This window comes from Pseudomonas sp. IT-P218, from assembly GCF_949767605.1.
In the GTDB taxonomy this organism is placed as follows: Bacteria; Pseudomonadota; Gammaproteobacteria; order Pseudomonadales; family Pseudomonadaceae; genus Aquipseudomonas; species Aquipseudomonas putida_AE.
Window position 1 is genome coordinate 107,421 of the sequence record NZ_CATKQQ010000066.1, and the last position, 15,828, is coordinate 123,248.

Annotated in this window: 16 protein-coding genes; 7 read left to right on the plus strand and 9 right to left on the minus strand. The window is 60.5% G+C overall.

The window, feature by feature from the left end; genetic code table 11:
* Positions 1-188: 188 nt before the first annotated feature.
* The gene (locus ACM6I6_RS24940; protein ID WP_274075600.1) at positions 189-857 is read left to right on the plus strand and encodes a polysaccharide lyase family 7 protein; all 669 of its coding nucleotides are present in this window, start codon (positions 189-191) and stop codon (positions 855-857) included.
* Between the two features lie 214 nt (positions 858-1,071).
* Entirely contained in the window at positions 1,072-1,455 is a 384-nt protein-coding gene (locus tag ACM6I6_RS24945) for a hypothetical protein (protein WP_274075601.1), read from the plus strand.
* Between the two features lie 42 nt (positions 1,456-1,497).
* Here the strand turns inward: ACM6I6_RS24945 and fba are convergent, their stop codons facing one another.
* The 6 genes from fba to tkt all read right to left on the minus strand — a co-directional run bounded on the left by fba (position 1,498) and on the right by tkt (position 7,777).
* Entirely contained in the window at positions 1,498-2,562 is a 1,065-nt protein-coding gene (gene fba / locus ACM6I6_RS24950; RefSeq protein WP_019694035.1) for a class II fructose-bisphosphate aldolase, read from the minus strand.
* A gap of 133 nt (positions 2,563-2,695) precedes the next feature.
* Positions 2,696-3,028: an MliC family protein gene (locus tag ACM6I6_RS24955; RefSeq protein ID WP_274075602.1), complete on the minus strand. Its 333-nt coding sequence runs from the start codon at positions 3,026-3,028 to the stop codon at positions 2,696-2,698.
* 56 nt (positions 3,029-3,084) lie between these two features.
* Entirely contained in the window at positions 3,085-3,306 is a 222-nt protein-coding gene (locus ACM6I6_RS24960) for a hypothetical protein (protein WP_274075603.1), read from the minus strand.
* A 35-nt stretch (positions 3,307-3,341) separates the two neighbouring features.
* Positions 3,342-4,505, minus strand: a complete 1,164-nt coding sequence (locus tag ACM6I6_RS24965) for a phosphoglycerate kinase (protein ID WP_274075604.1) — start codon at positions 4,503-4,505, stop codon at positions 3,342-3,344.
* Positions 4,506-4,531: 26 nt separating this feature from the next.
* Positions 4,532-5,587, minus strand: coding sequence for an erythrose-4-phosphate dehydrogenase (epd, locus tag ACM6I6_RS24970; protein ID WP_274075605.1), 1,056 nt, complete (start codon positions 5,585-5,587; stop codon positions 4,532-4,534).
* Positions 5,588-5,779: 192 nt separating this feature from the next.
* Complete coding sequence (gene tkt / locus ACM6I6_RS24975) at positions 5,780-7,777, minus strand: transketolase (protein ID WP_274075606.1); 1,998 nt, start codon at positions 7,775-7,777, stop codon at positions 5,780-5,782.
* A gap of 258 nt (positions 7,778-8,035) precedes the next feature.
* Here tkt and ACM6I6_RS24980 point away from each other — a divergent pair, with 258 nt between their 5' ends.
* From ACM6I6_RS24980 to ACM6I6_RS24995, 4 genes are all read left to right on the plus strand, one after another.
* Positions 8,036-9,031: an ArsR/SmtB family transcription factor gene (locus ACM6I6_RS24980; RefSeq protein ID WP_406591145.1), complete on the plus strand. Its 996-nt coding sequence runs from the start codon at positions 8,036-8,038 to the stop codon at positions 9,029-9,031.
* Positions 9,032-9,049: 18 nt separating this feature from the next.
* Positions 9,050-10,240, plus strand: coding sequence for a methionine adenosyltransferase (metK, locus tag ACM6I6_RS24985; RefSeq protein ID WP_274075608.1), 1,191 nt, complete (start codon positions 9,050-9,052; stop codon positions 10,238-10,240).
* A 134-nt stretch (positions 10,241-10,374) separates the two neighbouring features.
* Entirely contained in the window at positions 10,375-12,048 is a 1,674-nt protein-coding gene (ligB, locus tag ACM6I6_RS24990) for an NAD-dependent DNA ligase LigB (protein ID WP_414920856.1), read from the plus strand.
* A gap of 103 nt (positions 12,049-12,151) precedes the next feature.
* Positions 12,152-12,547 (plus strand): DUF1090 domain-containing protein, encoded by a 396-nt coding sequence (locus ACM6I6_RS24995; protein ID WP_274075610.1) that lies wholly within the window; start codon positions 12,152-12,154, stop codon positions 12,545-12,547.
* A gap of 49 nt (positions 12,548-12,596) precedes the next feature.
* Here ACM6I6_RS24995 and ACM6I6_RS25000 read toward each other — a convergent pair whose 3' ends face one another.
* On the minus strand, positions 12,597-13,046 hold the full coding sequence (locus tag ACM6I6_RS25000) for a c-type cytochrome (protein ID WP_274075611.1): 450 nt from the start codon (positions 13,044-13,046) through the stop codon (positions 12,597-12,599).
* Positions 13,047-13,174: 128 nt separating this feature from the next.
* On the opposite strand from ACM6I6_RS25000, the gene ACM6I6_RS25005 reads away from it, so the two are divergent.
* Positions 13,175-14,359: a murein transglycosylase A gene (locus tag ACM6I6_RS25005; protein ID WP_274075612.1), complete on the plus strand. Its 1,185-nt coding sequence runs from the start codon at positions 13,175-13,177 to the stop codon at positions 14,357-14,359.
* Positions 14,360-14,500: 141 nt separating this feature from the next.
* Here the strand turns inward: ACM6I6_RS25005 and ACM6I6_RS25010 are convergent, their stop codons facing one another.
* Both ACM6I6_RS25010 and ACM6I6_RS25015 read right to left on the minus strand, forming a co-directional pair.
* Complete coding sequence (locus ACM6I6_RS25010; protein ID WP_274075613.1) at positions 14,501-14,884, minus strand: MAPEG family protein; 384 nt, start codon at positions 14,882-14,884, stop codon at positions 14,501-14,503.
* Positions 14,885-14,915: 31 nt separating this feature from the next.
* Positions 14,916-15,749, minus strand: coding sequence for an EamA family transporter (locus ACM6I6_RS25015; RefSeq protein WP_274075614.1), 834 nt, complete (start codon positions 15,747-15,749; stop codon positions 14,916-14,918).
* Between the last annotated feature and the right edge of the window lie 79 nt (positions 15,750-15,828).

Sequence of the window (15,828 nt, forward strand, 5' to 3'; positions counted from 1 at the left end):
CGACTAACGGTCGGCCACGCAGCCCGCTAAAACCGGGCAGGATGGCACTTCGACAGGATGTTGGCGCCAATTAACTGCCCGGCGGGCGTTAACAAAATAGTCCTCTACGCTTATAAAGACCGCCCCCAAAGGCACGTGCCAGAGCGTTTGGCACGTGCGTGCAGCATTAATTCGCGGAAGCTTTGATTATGATTGACCTCGCAACCTGGAACCTCAGTGTTCCCGTCGGCAGCCCGCCCTACACGGTTGAAACCTCAAAACTGGTGGACGGCTTCAAGGATCAATACTTCCACTCTGACACCGGCGTTCTGTTTTTCTGGTCACCGGTGACCGGCTCGCGCACTGAAAACGCGATCTATCCCCGCACCGAGCTGCGTGAAACCTACAGCAACGGCACGCTGAAAAACTGGTTCTACCCGGACGCCGACAACTTGCTTCACGCCACCCTGGCGGTGAACCAGGTCCCGAGCTCGGGCAAGATCGTGATCGGGCAGATCCACGCCTATAACAGCCAGAAGCCGATGGTCAAACTCGAATACCAATACAAGACCAAGACCGAGACCGGCAACCTCGTGATCAAGGTGCGCATGCACCCCGACGACGCCGAAAGCCGGGTCATCACCCTCGCCACCGGGATCAAGCTCAATAATGAGTTCAATTACCTCATCCACCTGAGCCCCGGCGGCGCACTGGGCGTCAGTGCGGCGGGCTACCAGTGGGACACCAATATCAGCGCCACCTGGCGCGACAAACCGCTGTACTTCAAGGCCGGGGTGTATGTGCAGGACAACACCGGGTACACCAGTGAGGGCGGGAAAGTGACATTCAGCAAGCTGGATATTGATCACGATAAATAAGCGCTTTTCGAGTTCACAAAAAACCCGTCCCTCACGACGGGTTTTTTCATGCAATTCAACACTGAAAGCTTATTACCTGATATTCGCACCAACATAACAACATCGAATAAATAACTGTCATTTATAACAGGTGAATATTCGCGATCTCGAAATTATTCTTTTTCAGCGCCCCCAATAGTTCTCCTGGTCTCCAGATCGAATCAAGGAAGGTTCCATGAGTGCTCAGCAAAAGATCAACATGCAGGGATACATCACTGCCGCTTATAGCGCCACTGATGAAGCAGGAACGCCTTACGAATTGAACATCACTTCCAGCACTGACAGAAGCGGCGCCATGACAGGTACATTGCGCGTTGGCATGATTGAGTACGTGTTGGTCGGGGACTATCGGTTCAGAAATTCGACTGGCGCGCAAACTGATATTTACTTTGCCGGGTCAAACGAACGTGACCACTACGCGCGATCCGGATATTTCATTCTCGAAGCCAGCGATCGGCGTTATGAATCACTCAAGGGAAAACGCGTATGTTGCGATCCTCATACTCAGACACTGCGCATACTTGATATAGAATTTGTCAGAATTACCGCTCTTCCATAAAAAACCCGCCGATCGGCGGGTTTTTTATCAAACACCTGAGGCTTAGTTGACCTTGGCGTTCAACTCACCTTTCAGATAACGCTGGAACATCGCTTCCAGGGAGATCGGCTTGATCTTCGAAGCGTTGCCCGCGGTACCGAAGGCTTCGTAACGGGCGATGCACACGTCGCGCATGGCAGTCACGGTGGCGCCGAAGAATTTACGTGGGTCGAACTCGCTCGGGTTGGTGGCCATCAGGCGACGCATGGCGCCAGTGGATGCCAGGCGCAGGTCGGTGTCGATGTTGACCTTGCGCACGCCGTGCTTGATGCCTTCGACGATTTCTTCAACCGGAACGCCGTAGGTTTCTTTAATGTCGCCGCCGTACTGGTTGATGATCGCCAGCCACTCTTGCGGAACCGAAGAAGAACCGTGCATCACCAGGTGGGTGTTCGGGATGCGCTTGTGGATCTCTTTGATACGGTCGATCGCCAATACGTCGCCGGTAGGCGGTTTGGTGAACTTGTAGGCGCCGTGGCTGGTACCGATGGCGATGGCCAGGGCATCCACCTGGGTGCGCTTGACGAAGTCAGCGGCTTCTTCCGGGTCGGTCAGCATTTGGCTGTGATCCAGAACGCCCTCGGCGCCGATGCCGTCTTCTTCACCGGCCATGCCGGTTTCCAGCGAACCCAGGCAGCCCAGCTCGCCTTCTACCGATACGCCGCAGGCGTGAGCCATGGCCACGGTTTGTTGGGTAACACGGACGTTGTAGTCGTAGTCGGTCGGGGTCTTGCCGTCTTCGCCCAGGGAACCGTCCATCATCACCGAGCTGAAGCCCAGTTGAATGGAGCGCTGGCAGACGTCAGGGCTGGTGCCGTGGTCCTGGTGCATGCACACCGGGATGTGCGGGAATTCTTCGATGGCTGCCAGGATCAGGTGACGCAGGAACGGTGCGCCAGCGTATTTGCGAGCACCGGCCGAAGCCTGGACGATCACCGGGGAGTCTGTCTTGTCAGCGGCTTCCATGATGGCGCGCATCTGCTCAAGGTTGTTGACGTTGAAGGCTGGAACGCCGTAGCCGAACTCGGCTGCGTGGTCCAACATCTGGCGCATGCTGATAAGTGCCATTGTGTGTGTCTCTCCCGGTTTGGGTCGTTAATCGTGCCAGCCTGCCGTAGCGGCGGCGGCTATTCAAGTTATTGCAGATCGGGGGTTGGTCCGGGCTGCGAATACGGTCAATGCTTTTGCGGTCTGGCCGTTGTTATTGGGCTTTACAGCCTCGGCCAATCAAATCATTGGTGGCGACCCAGTAGACCAGGCCTTCCTCACCTTTTATGTGAAACGCCAGCATGTTGTCGCTGTACAGCGAACCCGACGCGCCCGGCTCCTGCTTCAGGCGATGGACCTGATCGGCCCCGCCCAGGCGCACGTCGACTTCGTTGTGGCTGTCGTCGGTGTAGCGCCAAACCACTTTGGCCTGGCTGTCGCAGGTCCAGGTGGTCCAGTCATCCGCCGCGGTGGTCGACTGGAACGGGTTCCAGTTAGCGCACCCGCCCAGCAATGCCAGCGCCGTAATGGCGATAAAACCTTTCATCCGTGTCCCTCGACTGACGGCAGACACCGCCAGCCCTGAGTAAAGAGTCAGACCCGTCAAGGACAACCATGTTCCTTGGCGGGAGTCTGTGTCTCGTATTTGTCCAGGCCTTCAGGCCCGGAACGCTTGTTGAGCACCGGGTTGGTCTCCGCCTGCCAGTCGGCCTGGTTGCAACCGTTCCGGGGCGCGGACGGCGCGGGTTCCGGCGTGGCTTTGGGATTACTCCCACAAGCCGCCAGCGATCCCGCGACGATCAACAGCGCTAAGGTCTTGACCATTTGAACACTCCCTTTCCTGGTCAAACGGGCGACCCTCAGGCCTTGGCCCGGCTTTCCAGGACTTCAACGGCTGGCAACACCTTGCCTTCGACGAACTCCAGGAACGCGCCGCCGCCGGTAGAAATGTAGGAGATTTGCTCGGCGACGCCATATTTATCGATGGCCGCCAGGGTGTCGCCACCGCCAGCAATGGAAAATGCCGCGCTGTCTGCGATGGCCTGGGCCAACACTTTGGTACCGTTACCGAACTGGTCGAATTCAAACACGCCGACCGGGCCGTTCCACAGGATGGTCTTGGACGATTTCAGCAGTTCGGCGAAATTGGCCGCCGTCTGCGGACCAATGTCCAGGATCATGTCGTCGGCGGCCACATCGGCGATCAGCTTCACAGTGGCCGTCGCGCTTTCAGCGAATTCCTTGGCGACCACCACGTCTACCGGCAGCGGCACGCTGACTTTGGCGGCGATGGCGCGAGCGGTGTCCAGCAGGTCCGGCTCGTACAGCGATTTGCCGACCGGGTGACCGGCAGCCGCCAGGAAGGTGTTGGCGATACCGCCGCCGACGATCAGTTGGTCGCAGATCTGGCTCAGGCTGTTGAGCACGTCTAGCTTGGTCGAGACCTTGGAACCTGCCACGATGGCGGCCATTGGCTGAGCCGGGGCGCCGAGCGCCTTGCCCAGTGCGTCCAGTTCGGCCGCCAGCAAAGGACCGGCAGCGGCAATCTTGGCGAACTTGGCCACGCCGTGGGTCGAACCCTCGGCACGGTGCGCGGTGCCAAAGGCGTCCATCACGAACACGTCGCACAGGGCCGCATACTGCTGGGCCAGCTCATCGGCGTTCTTCTTTTCGCCCTTGTTGAAGCGCACGTTTTCAAACAGCACGATGTCGCCGGCTTTCACGTCGACGCCGCCCAGGTAGTCAGCCACCAGCGGCACTTCGCGACCCAAGGCCTTGCTCAGGTAGTCGGCCACTGGCTTGAGGCTGTTCTCGGCCGAGAATTCACCTTCGGTCGGACGGCCAAGGTGCGAGCAGACCATCACGGCCGCGCCTTTTTCCAGGGCCAGCTTGATGGTCGGCAGCGAAGCCAGGATTCGCGCATCGCTGGTGACGGCACCGTCCTTGACTGGGACGTTGAGGTCTTCGCGAATCAGTACGCGCTTACCTTGCAGATCGAGGTCGGACATCTTCAACACGGTCATGGGTCGCATTTCCTGAGTAGCTGTTCTTAGAGAGCAGGTTTTTTTGAGGCTGTGTGCAGATAGTGTTCCGCAACGTCCAGCATTCGGTTGGCAAAACCCCATTCGTTGTCGAACCAGGCCAGGATGTTCACCAGCCTTGGGCCGGAAACTCGAGTCTGACTGGCATCGACGATCGCCGAATGTGGGTCGTGGTTGAAATCACAACTTGCGTGGGGCAACTCGGTGTAGGCCAGCAGACCTTTGAGCGGGCCGCTGGTGGCAGCCTCGCGCAGGATCCGGTTGACCTCGGCGGCGTCGGTGTCGCTCACGGTCTGCATCGTGATGTCGAGGCAAGACACGTTAACCGTCGGCACACGTACGGCTTTGGCCTGAATTCGCCCGGCAAGTTCCGGCAGCAGACGTTCGATGCCGCGCGCCAGACCAGTGGACACCGGAATCACCGACTGAAACGCCGAACGGGTGCGGCGCAAGTCTTCGTGATGGTAGGCGTCGATCACCGGCTGGTCGTTCATGGCCGAGTGGATCGTGGTGATCGACACGTACTCTAGACCAATGGCCTGGTCCAGCAGGCGCAACAGCGGCACACCACAGTTGGTGGTGCAGGAGGCGTTGGACACCAGCAGCTCGTCGCCGGTCAGGCAATCCTGGTTCACACCGTAGACGATGGTGGCGTCGACATCCGCCTCGCTGGCCATCGGCTGGGAAAACAGCACGCGCGGCGCGCCGGCGTCGAGGAAGCGCTGGCCGTCTTCGCGAGTGTGGTAGGCGCCGGAGCATTCCAGCACCAGATCGACGCCCAACGACGCCCAATCGATGCCTTCGGGAGTGGCACTGCGCAGGACCTTCACGCAGTCGCCATTAATATGCAGACAATCGCCGTCGACCTTCACTTCTCCGGGAAAACGCCCGTGGGTGGAGTCGAAGCGTGTCAGGTATTCAATACTGGCCATGTCGGCCAGGTCGTTGATCGCGACAATTTCAAACCCGGCCTTTTCGCCTCGCTCGAACAACGCACGCAAGACGCAACGACCAATCCGGCCGTAGCCGTTGAGTGCAACTTTGTAGGGACGCGGTTGAGGCATTGGGGTTCTCGATAGACGCAGTCAGACGAAATTCTTATGTGCAACTCGCCCCTTGCAGGAGCGAGCTTGCTCGCGATGGACTTAAGGACAACGCATTTATCCAGATAGCCAGCGTTATCGTTAACGACCATCGCGAGCAAGCTCGCTCCTACAGGGGGGGACGGCGGCGGTCTTGAAACCGCCGCGTTTTGCTTAGTCTTCCAGCAGCTCTTCAGCCTGACCCAGGATGTTTTCCAGGGTGAAGCCGAACTCTTCGAACAAGGCAGGCGCAGGCGCCGACTCGCCGTAGGTGGTCATGCCGATCACGCGACCTTCCAGGCCGACGTACTTGTACCAGTAGTCGGCGATGGACGCCTCGATGGCGATACGGGCGCTGACCTGCAACGGCAGGACCGATTGCTTGTAGCCGGCGTCCTGGGCATCGAACACGCTGGTGCACGGCATGGAAACCACACGCACCTTGCGGCCCTGTTCGGTCAGTTTGTCGAAGGCCTGAACGGCCAGACCCACTTCGGAACCGGTAGCGATCAGGATCAGCTCAGGCTCGCCTGCGCAGTCCTTGAGCACATAGCCACCGCGGCTGATGTCGGCAATCTGGCCGGCATCACGGGTTTGGTGCTGCAGGTTCTGACGCGAAAAGATCAGGGCCGAAGGACCATCTTTACGCTCCAGCGCATACTTCCAGCACACCGCCGATTCAACGGCATCGGCCGGACGCCAGGTGTCGAGGTTCGGCGTGCAGCGCAGGCTGGCCAGTTGCTCGATTGGCTGGTGAGTCGGGCCGTCTTCGCCAAGACCGATGGAGTCGTGGGTGTAGACGTGGATCACGCGCTGCTTCATCAGGGCCGACATGCGTACCGCGTTGCGCGCGTATTCCATGAACATCAGGAAGGTCGCGCCGTAAGGCACCAGGCCGCCGTGCAGGGCCACGCCGTTCATGATTGCGGTCATGCCGAACTCGCGCACGCCGTAGTACATGTAGTTGCCGCTGGCGTCATCGGCGGTGACACCTTTGCAACCTTTCCACAGGGTCAGGTTGGAACCGGCCAGGTCAGCCGAACCGCCGAGGAACTCTGGCAGCAGCGGACCGAACGCGTTCAGGGCGTTCTGGCTGGCTTTACGGCTGGCGATGGTTTCGCCCTTGGCGGCCACTTCGGCGATGTAGGCAGCGGCTTTTTCCGAGAAGTCAGCCGGCAGCTCGCCGCTCAGACGACGGATCAGCTCGTTGGCTTCGGTCGGGAACGCGGCGGAGTAGGCCGCGAAACGCTGGTCCCACTCGGCTTCGACCGCGCGGCCAGCTTCCTTGGCATCCCACTCGGCATAGATGTCGGCCGGGATTTCGAACGGGCCGTGGTTCCACTTCAGCGCTGCACGGGTCAGGGCGATTTCCGCGTCACCCAGCGGGGCGCCGTGGCAGTCTTCCTTGCCTTGCTTGTTCGGCGAACCGAAGCCGATGGTGGTCTTGCAGCAGATCAGGGTCGGCTGCGAGCTCTTGCGCGCGGTCTCGATCGCCGTCTTGATCTCTTCCGGGTCATGACCGTCGACGTTGCGGATCACTTGCCAGTTGTAGGATTCGAAGCGCTTTGGCGTGTCATCGGTGAACCAGCCTTCGACTTCGCCGTCGATGGAGATGCCGTTGTCATCGTAGAAGGCGATCAGTTTGCCCAGGCCCAGGGTACCGGCCAGGGAGCTGACTTCGTGGGAGATGCCTTCCATCATGCAGCCATCACCCAGGAACACGTAGGTGTGGTGGTCGACGATGTTGTGGCCAGGACGGTTGAACTGCGCCGCCATGACTTTTTCAGCCAGGGCAAAGCCCACGGCATTGGCCAGGCCCTGACCCAGTGGACCGGTGGTGGTCTCGACGCCTGGGGTGTAGCCCAACTCCGGGTGGCCCGGGGTGCGGCTGTGCAGCTGGCGGAACTGTTTCAGGTCATCGATCGACAGGTCGTAGCCGGTCAGGTGCAGCAGCGAGTAGATCAGCATCGAGCCGTGACCGTTGGACAGCACGAAGCGGTCACGGTCGGCGAACGATGGATTGCTCGGGTTGTGCTTGAGGTAGTCGCGCCAAAGCACCTCGGCGATATCCGCCATACCCATGGGGGCACCGGGATGGCCGCTGTTGGCTTTTTGCACGGCATCCATGCTGAGGGCACGAATGGCGTTGGCACGCTCACGACGGCTAGGCATCGCTGATCTCCTGGGGTTTGATATAAACGAATCGGAAAAAGGCGAGCATTTTCCCTCACCGGGACACCTTGGGGCAATGACAGAAAGTCATCTGAAGGCGTTTTTCCCATGCTTGTTGACGGATTAGGCGGGTGAAACCTTTCCGCTGTTGCCTTGTAGAGTTAACCAGTTCGTGAGAAGTGCCATCTATCGATCAATATCAAAACTTTTTGATATTGATCTTGCGGTGCTTCCGGTGCGTGACTAGACTGCCGGCCTATGAATTTACGCGCGCCCTCCATTCACCAGGACGATTGTGATGAGCTGGCGGCCTTGTGCAAGGCCGGCGGTGATCCCCTGCGCCTGAATGTCTTGCGCGCGCTGACCAACGATTCGTTCGGCGTACTGGAACTGGCGCAGATCTTCGGCATCGGCCAATCGGGCATGAGTCATCACCTCAAGGTGCTGGCCCAGGCTGACCTGGTCGCCACCCGCCGTGAAGGCAATGCGATTTTCTACCGTCGCGCCCTGCCCCATACCGAGTTGCCGGGGGGCAAACTGCACGCGGCCCTGCTCGAAGAAGTGGACAACCTGACCTTGCCTGCCGACGTGCAGATGCGCATCACTCAAGTGCACAAGCAACGCGAGGCGGCCAGCCAGGACTTTTTCTCACGGGTCGCCGAGAAATTTCGCGCCCAGCAAGACCTGATCGCCGGCCTGGCGCAGTACCGCGAAAGCGTGGTGGCCCTGCTCGACAAACTGAGCTTTGGCAGCGCGGCCACGGCGATCGAAGTCGGCCCCGGCGACGGCGCCTTCCTGCCGGAACTGGCACGTCGTTTCACCCAGGTCACGGCACTGGACAATAGCCAGGCCATGCTCGAACTGGCGCGCCAGGTGTGCGAACGCGATTCGCTGACTAACGTTAGCCTGCAACTGGCCGATGCCTTGAACGGCGTCAGCCTCAAGGCCGATTGCGTGGTACTGAACATGGTGCTGCATCACTTTGCCGCGCCGGCCGATGCGCTCAAGCACATGGCCAATTTGCTGCAACCAGGCGGCAGCCTGCTGGTGACAGATTTATGCAGCCACAACCAGAGTTGGGCCAAGGAGGCCTGCGGTGATCTCTGGCTGGGGTTTGAACAGGACGATCTGGCCCGTTGGGCCACCGCTGCGGGACTCGTCCCCGGAGAAAGCCTCTATGTAGGCTTACGTAATGGTTTCCAGATCCAGGTCCGCCATTTTCAGCGGTCGGCTGGCGACACTCACCATCGGTAATTTCAGGAAAACATCGAGATGAGCGAATACTCCCTTTTCACCTCCGAGTCCGTGTCTGAAGGGCATCCGGACAAAATCGCCGACCAGATTTCTGATGCGGTGCTGGACGCCATCATCGCTGAAGACAAGTTCGCCCGCGTGGCGTGCGAGACTCTGGTGAAAACCGGCGTGGCGATCATCGCCGGCGAAGTCACCACCTCGGCCTGGGTTGACCTGGAGCAGATCGTTCGTGACGTCATCACCGACATCGGCTACACCAGCTCCGACGTCGGCTTCGACGGCGCGACCTGCGGCGTGATGAACATCATCGGCAAGCAGTCCCCTGACATCAACCAGGGTGTCGACCGCGCCAAGCCCGAAGATCAGGGCGCTGGCGACCAGGGCCTGATGTTCGGCTACGCCAGCAACGAAACCGACGTGCTGATGCCAGCCCCGATCACGTTCTCGCACCAGCTTGTACAAAGGCAAGCCGAAGCCCGCAAGTCCGGCCTGCTGCCGTGGCTGCGTCCGGACGCCAAGTCCCAGGTCACCTGCCGTTACGAAGGCGGCAAGGTCGTGGGTATCGACGCCGTTGTGCTGTCGACCCAGCACAATCCGGACGTGTCGTACAAAGACCTGCGCGAAGGCGTGATGGAGCTGATCGTCAAGCACGTCCTGCCGGCCGAACTGCTGAGCAAAGACACGCAGTTCCACATCAACCCGACCGGCCAGTTCATCATCGGTGGCCCGGTGGGCGATTGCGGCCTGACCGGCCGCAAGATCATCGTCGACAGCTACGGCGGCATGGCCCGCCACGGCGGTGGCGCGTTCTCCGGCAAGGATCCATCCAAGGTTGACCGCTCGGCCGCCTATGCCGGTCGTTACGTGGCCAAGAACATCGTCGCTGCCGGCCTGGCCGAGCGTTGCGAAATCCAGGTGTCCTACGCCATCGGTGTCGCCCAGCCGACCTCGATCTCGCTGAACACCTTCGGCACCGGCAAGATCAGCGATGACAAGATCGTCAAACTGGTCCGCGAAGTGTTCGACCTGCGTCCTTACGCAATCACCACCATGCTCGACCTGCTGCACCCGATGTACCAGGAAACCGCAGCGTACGGCCACTTCGGTCGCACCCCGGCAACCAAGACGGTTGGCGAAGACACCTTCACCACCTTCACCTGGGAAAAAACCGACCGCGCCGAGCACCTGCGCACCGCAGCCGGCCTGTAAGTCTTCCGGGTGGTACCCGAAACCCCGCACGGTTCGCCGTGCGGGGTTTTTTCATGCCTGGAAACAATCCCGCATTACCACCCGCCCACTGCTGACTAACCTTGAGGCACCTCCATCGAGCAAGGACGCTCACGATGCCGCCCCGCCTGCTGACCGCTTTACTCCTGACTTTCGTTTGCCTGGACACTACTGCTGACGAATGCCCCGCCTGGCCCCCCGCACGTGCCGCGCAGGAAATCGCCGTACTGCAAAAACAGATCGAGCGCTGGGATGACAGCTATCACCGTGAAGGTCGCTCGCTGATTGCCGACGAACTCTACGATCAGTCCCTGGCACGCCTGGCCGAGTGGCGCCAATGCTTCAGCCTCGGTGTGGCCACCGATCCATTGCGCACCGCGACCGGACCGCTGGTCCACCCGGTGCCTCATACCGGCCTGGAAAAACTGCCGGACGGTCGCGCCGTCGAACACTGGCTGCGTGATCGCGCGGATGTCTGGGCGCAGCCCAAGGTCGACGGCGTGGCGGTGACGCTGGTGTACCGTCAAGGCCTGCTGGCGCAGGCGATCAGTCGCGGCGACGGTGTACAGGGCCAGGACTGGACCGCCTCGGCACGCCAGATCGCCGACATTCCGCAACGCCTGTCAGAGCCACGGGACCTGGTGGTGCAAGGTGAGCTCTACTGGCGCCTGACGGACCACGTGCAAGCCACCGACGGCAGCCTGAACGCCCGCGGCACAGTAGCCGGCTTGATGGCGCGCAAGACGTTGAGCGTCGGGCAGGCCGAGGGGATCGGCCTGTTTGCCTGGGAATGGCCCCACGGCCCGACGAACTTGCCGGCCCGTATCGCGGAGCTGGAAAAACTGGGTTTCGCCGGTACCGCGCAGTACACCCAGGCCATCACTTCAATGGACGATGTCGAACGCTGGCGTGATCACTGGTATCGCTCGCCCCTGCCGTTCGCCAGCGACGGGATTGTCCTGCGCCAAGCGCAGCGCCCGCCTGCCGAGCGCTGGCAGGCAAAGGCGCCGTACTGGATCGTTGCCTGGAAGTATCCCTTCGCCCAGACACTGGCCGAGGTGCGCAAGGTTCACTTCCAGATTGGCCGCACGGGGCGGATCACCCCCGTGCTGGAGTTGACCCCGGTAACCCTCGATGACCAGCAGATCAAGCGCGTCAGCGTCAGCTCCCTGCAACGTTGGCAAACCCTGGATATTCGACCGGGCGACCAGATTGCCATCAGCCTCGCCGGCCTGACCATTCCCAGGCTCGATGGCGTGGTGCTGCGCAGTACCGAACGCGTGGAAATGAACGTGCCGCTGGCAGCCGACTTCCATCCCTTGAGCTGTTGGCAGCCAACCCCGGGATGCGAAAGCCAGTTCCTCGCGCGCCTGACCTGGCTCAGCGGCAAGCACGGACTGGCCCTGCCCCATGTCGGCCCCGGCACTTGGGAAAAACTTCTTGAAACAGGTCGCCTGAACAGCCTGTTGGATTGGTTGACCCTCGATGCTCAAGAGCTTGCTAACATTGACGGTTTCGGCGAGCGCAGCGCTGCCCGGTTGGCCACCAGTTTCGAGAGTGCCCGGCAACGCCCGTTCGCCCGCTGGCTCAAGGCCCTGGGCATGCCTCCGACCGGCCGGGCGTACCTCGGCGATTCATGGCATGAGCTGGCGCAACGAGACATCGAGCAATGGCAGGCCCAGCCCGACATCGGACCAGGACGCGCGACACAGTTGAGCGCATTTTTCCGCGATCCGCAGGTCCTGGCCCTGAGTGAAACGCTGCGCCGGGCCGGCATGGACGGTTTTTAGTCTTGACCCGGTGACGTCCGTGCGCCCGGGAACCCAATAGTCCCGATGGGCTCAAACATGCCATCGCTGCATCGACACGAATGCCTTTTCACCTGGAGCTTTTATGAAATTTCTTCCACCGCTGGTCCTTTTGACCCTTTGCAGCGTAATGGCCACGCCCCTGATGGCTGTCGAAGACGCCCCGGGCCTGACCGGTTGCGCGGCCAAGAAACAAGGCATCATCAATCAGATCGAATTGGCCAAATCCCGCGGCAATACCGACCAGCAGGCCGGTCTGGAGAAGGCTTTGAGCGAAATCAGCGCCAATTGCACCGATGCCTCGCTGAAGAAAGAACGGGAAAACAAGGTGCTGGACGCCAAGCACGAAGTCAGCAAGCGCCAGGCCGACCTCGACAAAGCCATGAAACAAGGCGACGCCGAGAAGATCAACAAGCGCAAGGACAAACTCGCCGAGTCCCGCAAGGAATTGCAGGAAGCGGTGGACGAACTGGACAGGTAGGAGCTGGCTTGCCAGCGATCCTCTTGGCGGCCTCAAGCCCTCCTAAAGGTCAATGATCCCGAAACTCCTTATGGCACGCACTGCAGGCATCTTCGACCTTCTGTACCGCCGGCCCCAGGTTACTGGCCTTGTAGGGTTGAACCTGACTGGCGATCACCAGTTCGCCGGTGGCAGTTTCCAGGCTGCGAGCCATCTGCTCAAAGCGTGCCTGCTTCTCCCAGACATCACTCTTGGCGCTGGTGTGATCTTCTTCACGCACCTGCGGAAAATGTTTCCACGGCTCATGGGACAGCGCATCGAGTTTCACCGCGCCCTCAGCGAATCTGGGGCCATCGAATGCAATACGGCCACGCAGCATCCCGCCCAGGTCTTCACCGGTCTTGAGCATCTGTTTGAAAATGGCCTTGCGCTGGCCGAGGGGCGAATTGGGGTCGACGCCGCCACAAGCGGACAGCGTGAGGCAGGCCAGCAATACAACAGAAAGTCTTTTAAGAGTCATGGTGGCTTCAGGTCGCGGAAAACGTCGGCCAGTATCCTCGCGTCACCGGTAAACACCAATACCCCTATTATCAATACGGGTTGCATGAGCGCACTCGACACTCAGGCAACCGGCAAAGGAATTATCCAATGAACAGCCGTTTCAAGGCCTGGTGTCACCCCCTGGCCTGGACGCTTCCGATCGTAGCCGTGCTCGCAGGCTGCACCGGCGGTGAAGACAAACAACCGAAGACCCACGCCCTGGCCACCTACTCGAGTGCCACCTGGGAAGCATTGCCGGCAGTCTCCGACAGCGACCTCGTCGCCGGTTTCGGTTCCTGGCGCAGCGCCTGCACCCGACTCAAGGCCGACCCGGTCTGGGGCGGCACCTGCGCAGCGGCGGCCAACGTGCCGCAGAGCGCCAATGACATTCGCGGCTTCCTCAAGCAGAACCTGGATGTCTACGGCCTGCGCGCCGCCAACGACAACCCCAACGGCCTGATCACTGGCTACTACGAACCGGTCTACCCGGGCAGCCTTACCCAGACCACAACGGCGAACATCCCGGTGTACGGCGTGCCCGAAGACATGATCATCGTCTCGCTGGACAGCATCTACCCGGAACTCAAAGGCAAACGCCTGCGCGGTCGACTTGAGGGCCGCGTGCTCAAGCCGTACGACGATGCCGCAACCATCGAGAGCAAAGGAGTCAAGGCGCCAGTGGTGGCCTGGTTGACCGACCCGATGAACCTGCAATTCCTGCAGATCCAGGGTTCAGGCCGTATCCAGCTCGACAGCGGCCGGCAACTGCGCATCGCCTACGCCGACCAGAATGGCCACCCGTACCGGCCCATCGGGCGCTGGCTGGTGGAGCAAGGCGAGCTGAAAAAAGAAGACGTGACCATGGGCGCCATCAGCAACTGGGCCAAGGCCAATCCTTCGCGCATTCCGGAACTGCTCGGCAGCAACCCGAGCTATGTGTTTTTCACTCGTAACCCGGATAGCAACGAAGGGCCGCGCGGTTCGCTGAACGTGCCATTGACGGCCGGTTACAGCGCAGCGGTGGATCGCAAGGTGATTCCGCTGGGCAGCCTGTTGTGGTTGTCCACCACCAAACCGGACGGCACTGCCCTGGTACGCCCGGTGGCGGCCCAGGACACCGGCGGCGCGATTGCCGGCGAGGTTCGTGCGGATCTGTTCTGGGGCACCGGCGAGGCGGCCGGGCAACTGGCGGGAGACATGAAGCAGCAAGGACAGATCTGGATGCTTTGGCCCAAAGGCGCGGCGCTGCCACAAGTGCCGCAGGTGGCGGATGCGGCTAAACCAAATCCCTGAGATTTGCGCTGTCTGGTCAATCGCCTTCGCGAGCAAGCCCGCTCCGACATCGGATCTTCAGTGGACACAGACTTTGTGTTGAAGGTGATCCAGTGTGGGAGCGGGCTTGCTCGCGAAGAGGCCCTTTATGGCGGTGAAAATTCAGACGGACACAACAAAGAACGCAGCAATCAACCCCATCCCCACAAACCACGCCAACGACCGCAAAATCGCCAAGTCGGCCAGATAGAAAATGATGTACAGCAGCCGACTGGTGATGAACAACACCGACAGCACATTGATCGTCACCAGCTCCGCATTGCCCACCAGATGCGCCACGATCACTGCCGCCGCGAACGCCGGGGTCACTTCGAAGCTGTTCAGTTGCGCCGCATGCGCGCGCCTGGCCAAACCATTGAGCGACTCGAGAAAGTCACGGGGATCATGGTTGTCACTCAGACGAAACCCGCCACTGGCCTTGGCGATGCCTGTACAGACATAAGGCAGAAAAATCGCGATCAAAATGCACCACAGAGCAACCGTCATAAAGCAGTCCCTTCTTCACGTTTCAGAACAGTCAGAATTTCATCACCAGCATGCCGACCAATACCAGCCCACAGGCTAAGAGCCTTGGGCCGCCGAAAGGTTCTTTCAGGTAACGCATGCCGAACAGCACCACCAGAATCACGCTGATCTCGCGCAAGGCAGCCGCTTCGGCAATCGAGCCCAGCTGCATGGCCCACAGCACCAGAGCGTAGCTGAACAACACGCAGAATCCGACCGCCAGACCCAGGCGCCACTGCTCGCGCCAAAACAACTTGAACGCTGGCCGTTTGCGTACCCAGGCCAGCAATGGAAACGGCCAGGCACTGAGCAATGTCACCCAGACCAGGTAATCCAGAGGATGCGACCAGCGCCGCAGCGCCTGGCCGTCGATGAAGGTGTAGCAACCGATGCACAAGCCGATCAGCGCCACCACCGGCAGCATCGACCACGGCAAGCGTGCACCGCCTCCCCCCTGCCAGAGCAGGCAAAGCATGCCGAGCGGGATCAGCAGGATTCCGAAAATCTGCTGGTTAGTCAGCACCTCCCCGGCAAAAATCAGCGTCAGCGCCAACACCACCAGCGGCGATAAACCGCGCATCAACGGATAGACCAACCCGAGGTCGCCGACCCGATAGGCCTGGATCAGCAAATAGCGGTAGAGCAGCTCGAACGCAGCCGAGGCAAGAATCCATGGCCAGATTTCCAGCGGCGGCAGCTGCACGAACGGCAGCATCAGCGCGACGAATAGCAACGCCACGCTGTCCATGCAGGCCACCACCAGCAAACGCTCGGCACTGAATTTGATCAGGGTATTCCACGCCGCATGCAGCAGCGCCGCCACCAACACCAACGCCGTCGCAAGCACGGCCTACTCCTTTTCTTGTGGATCGCCCCCTTGTAGGAGCCGGCTTGCTGGCGATGGCGATTTCAGGGACGCCATCGCC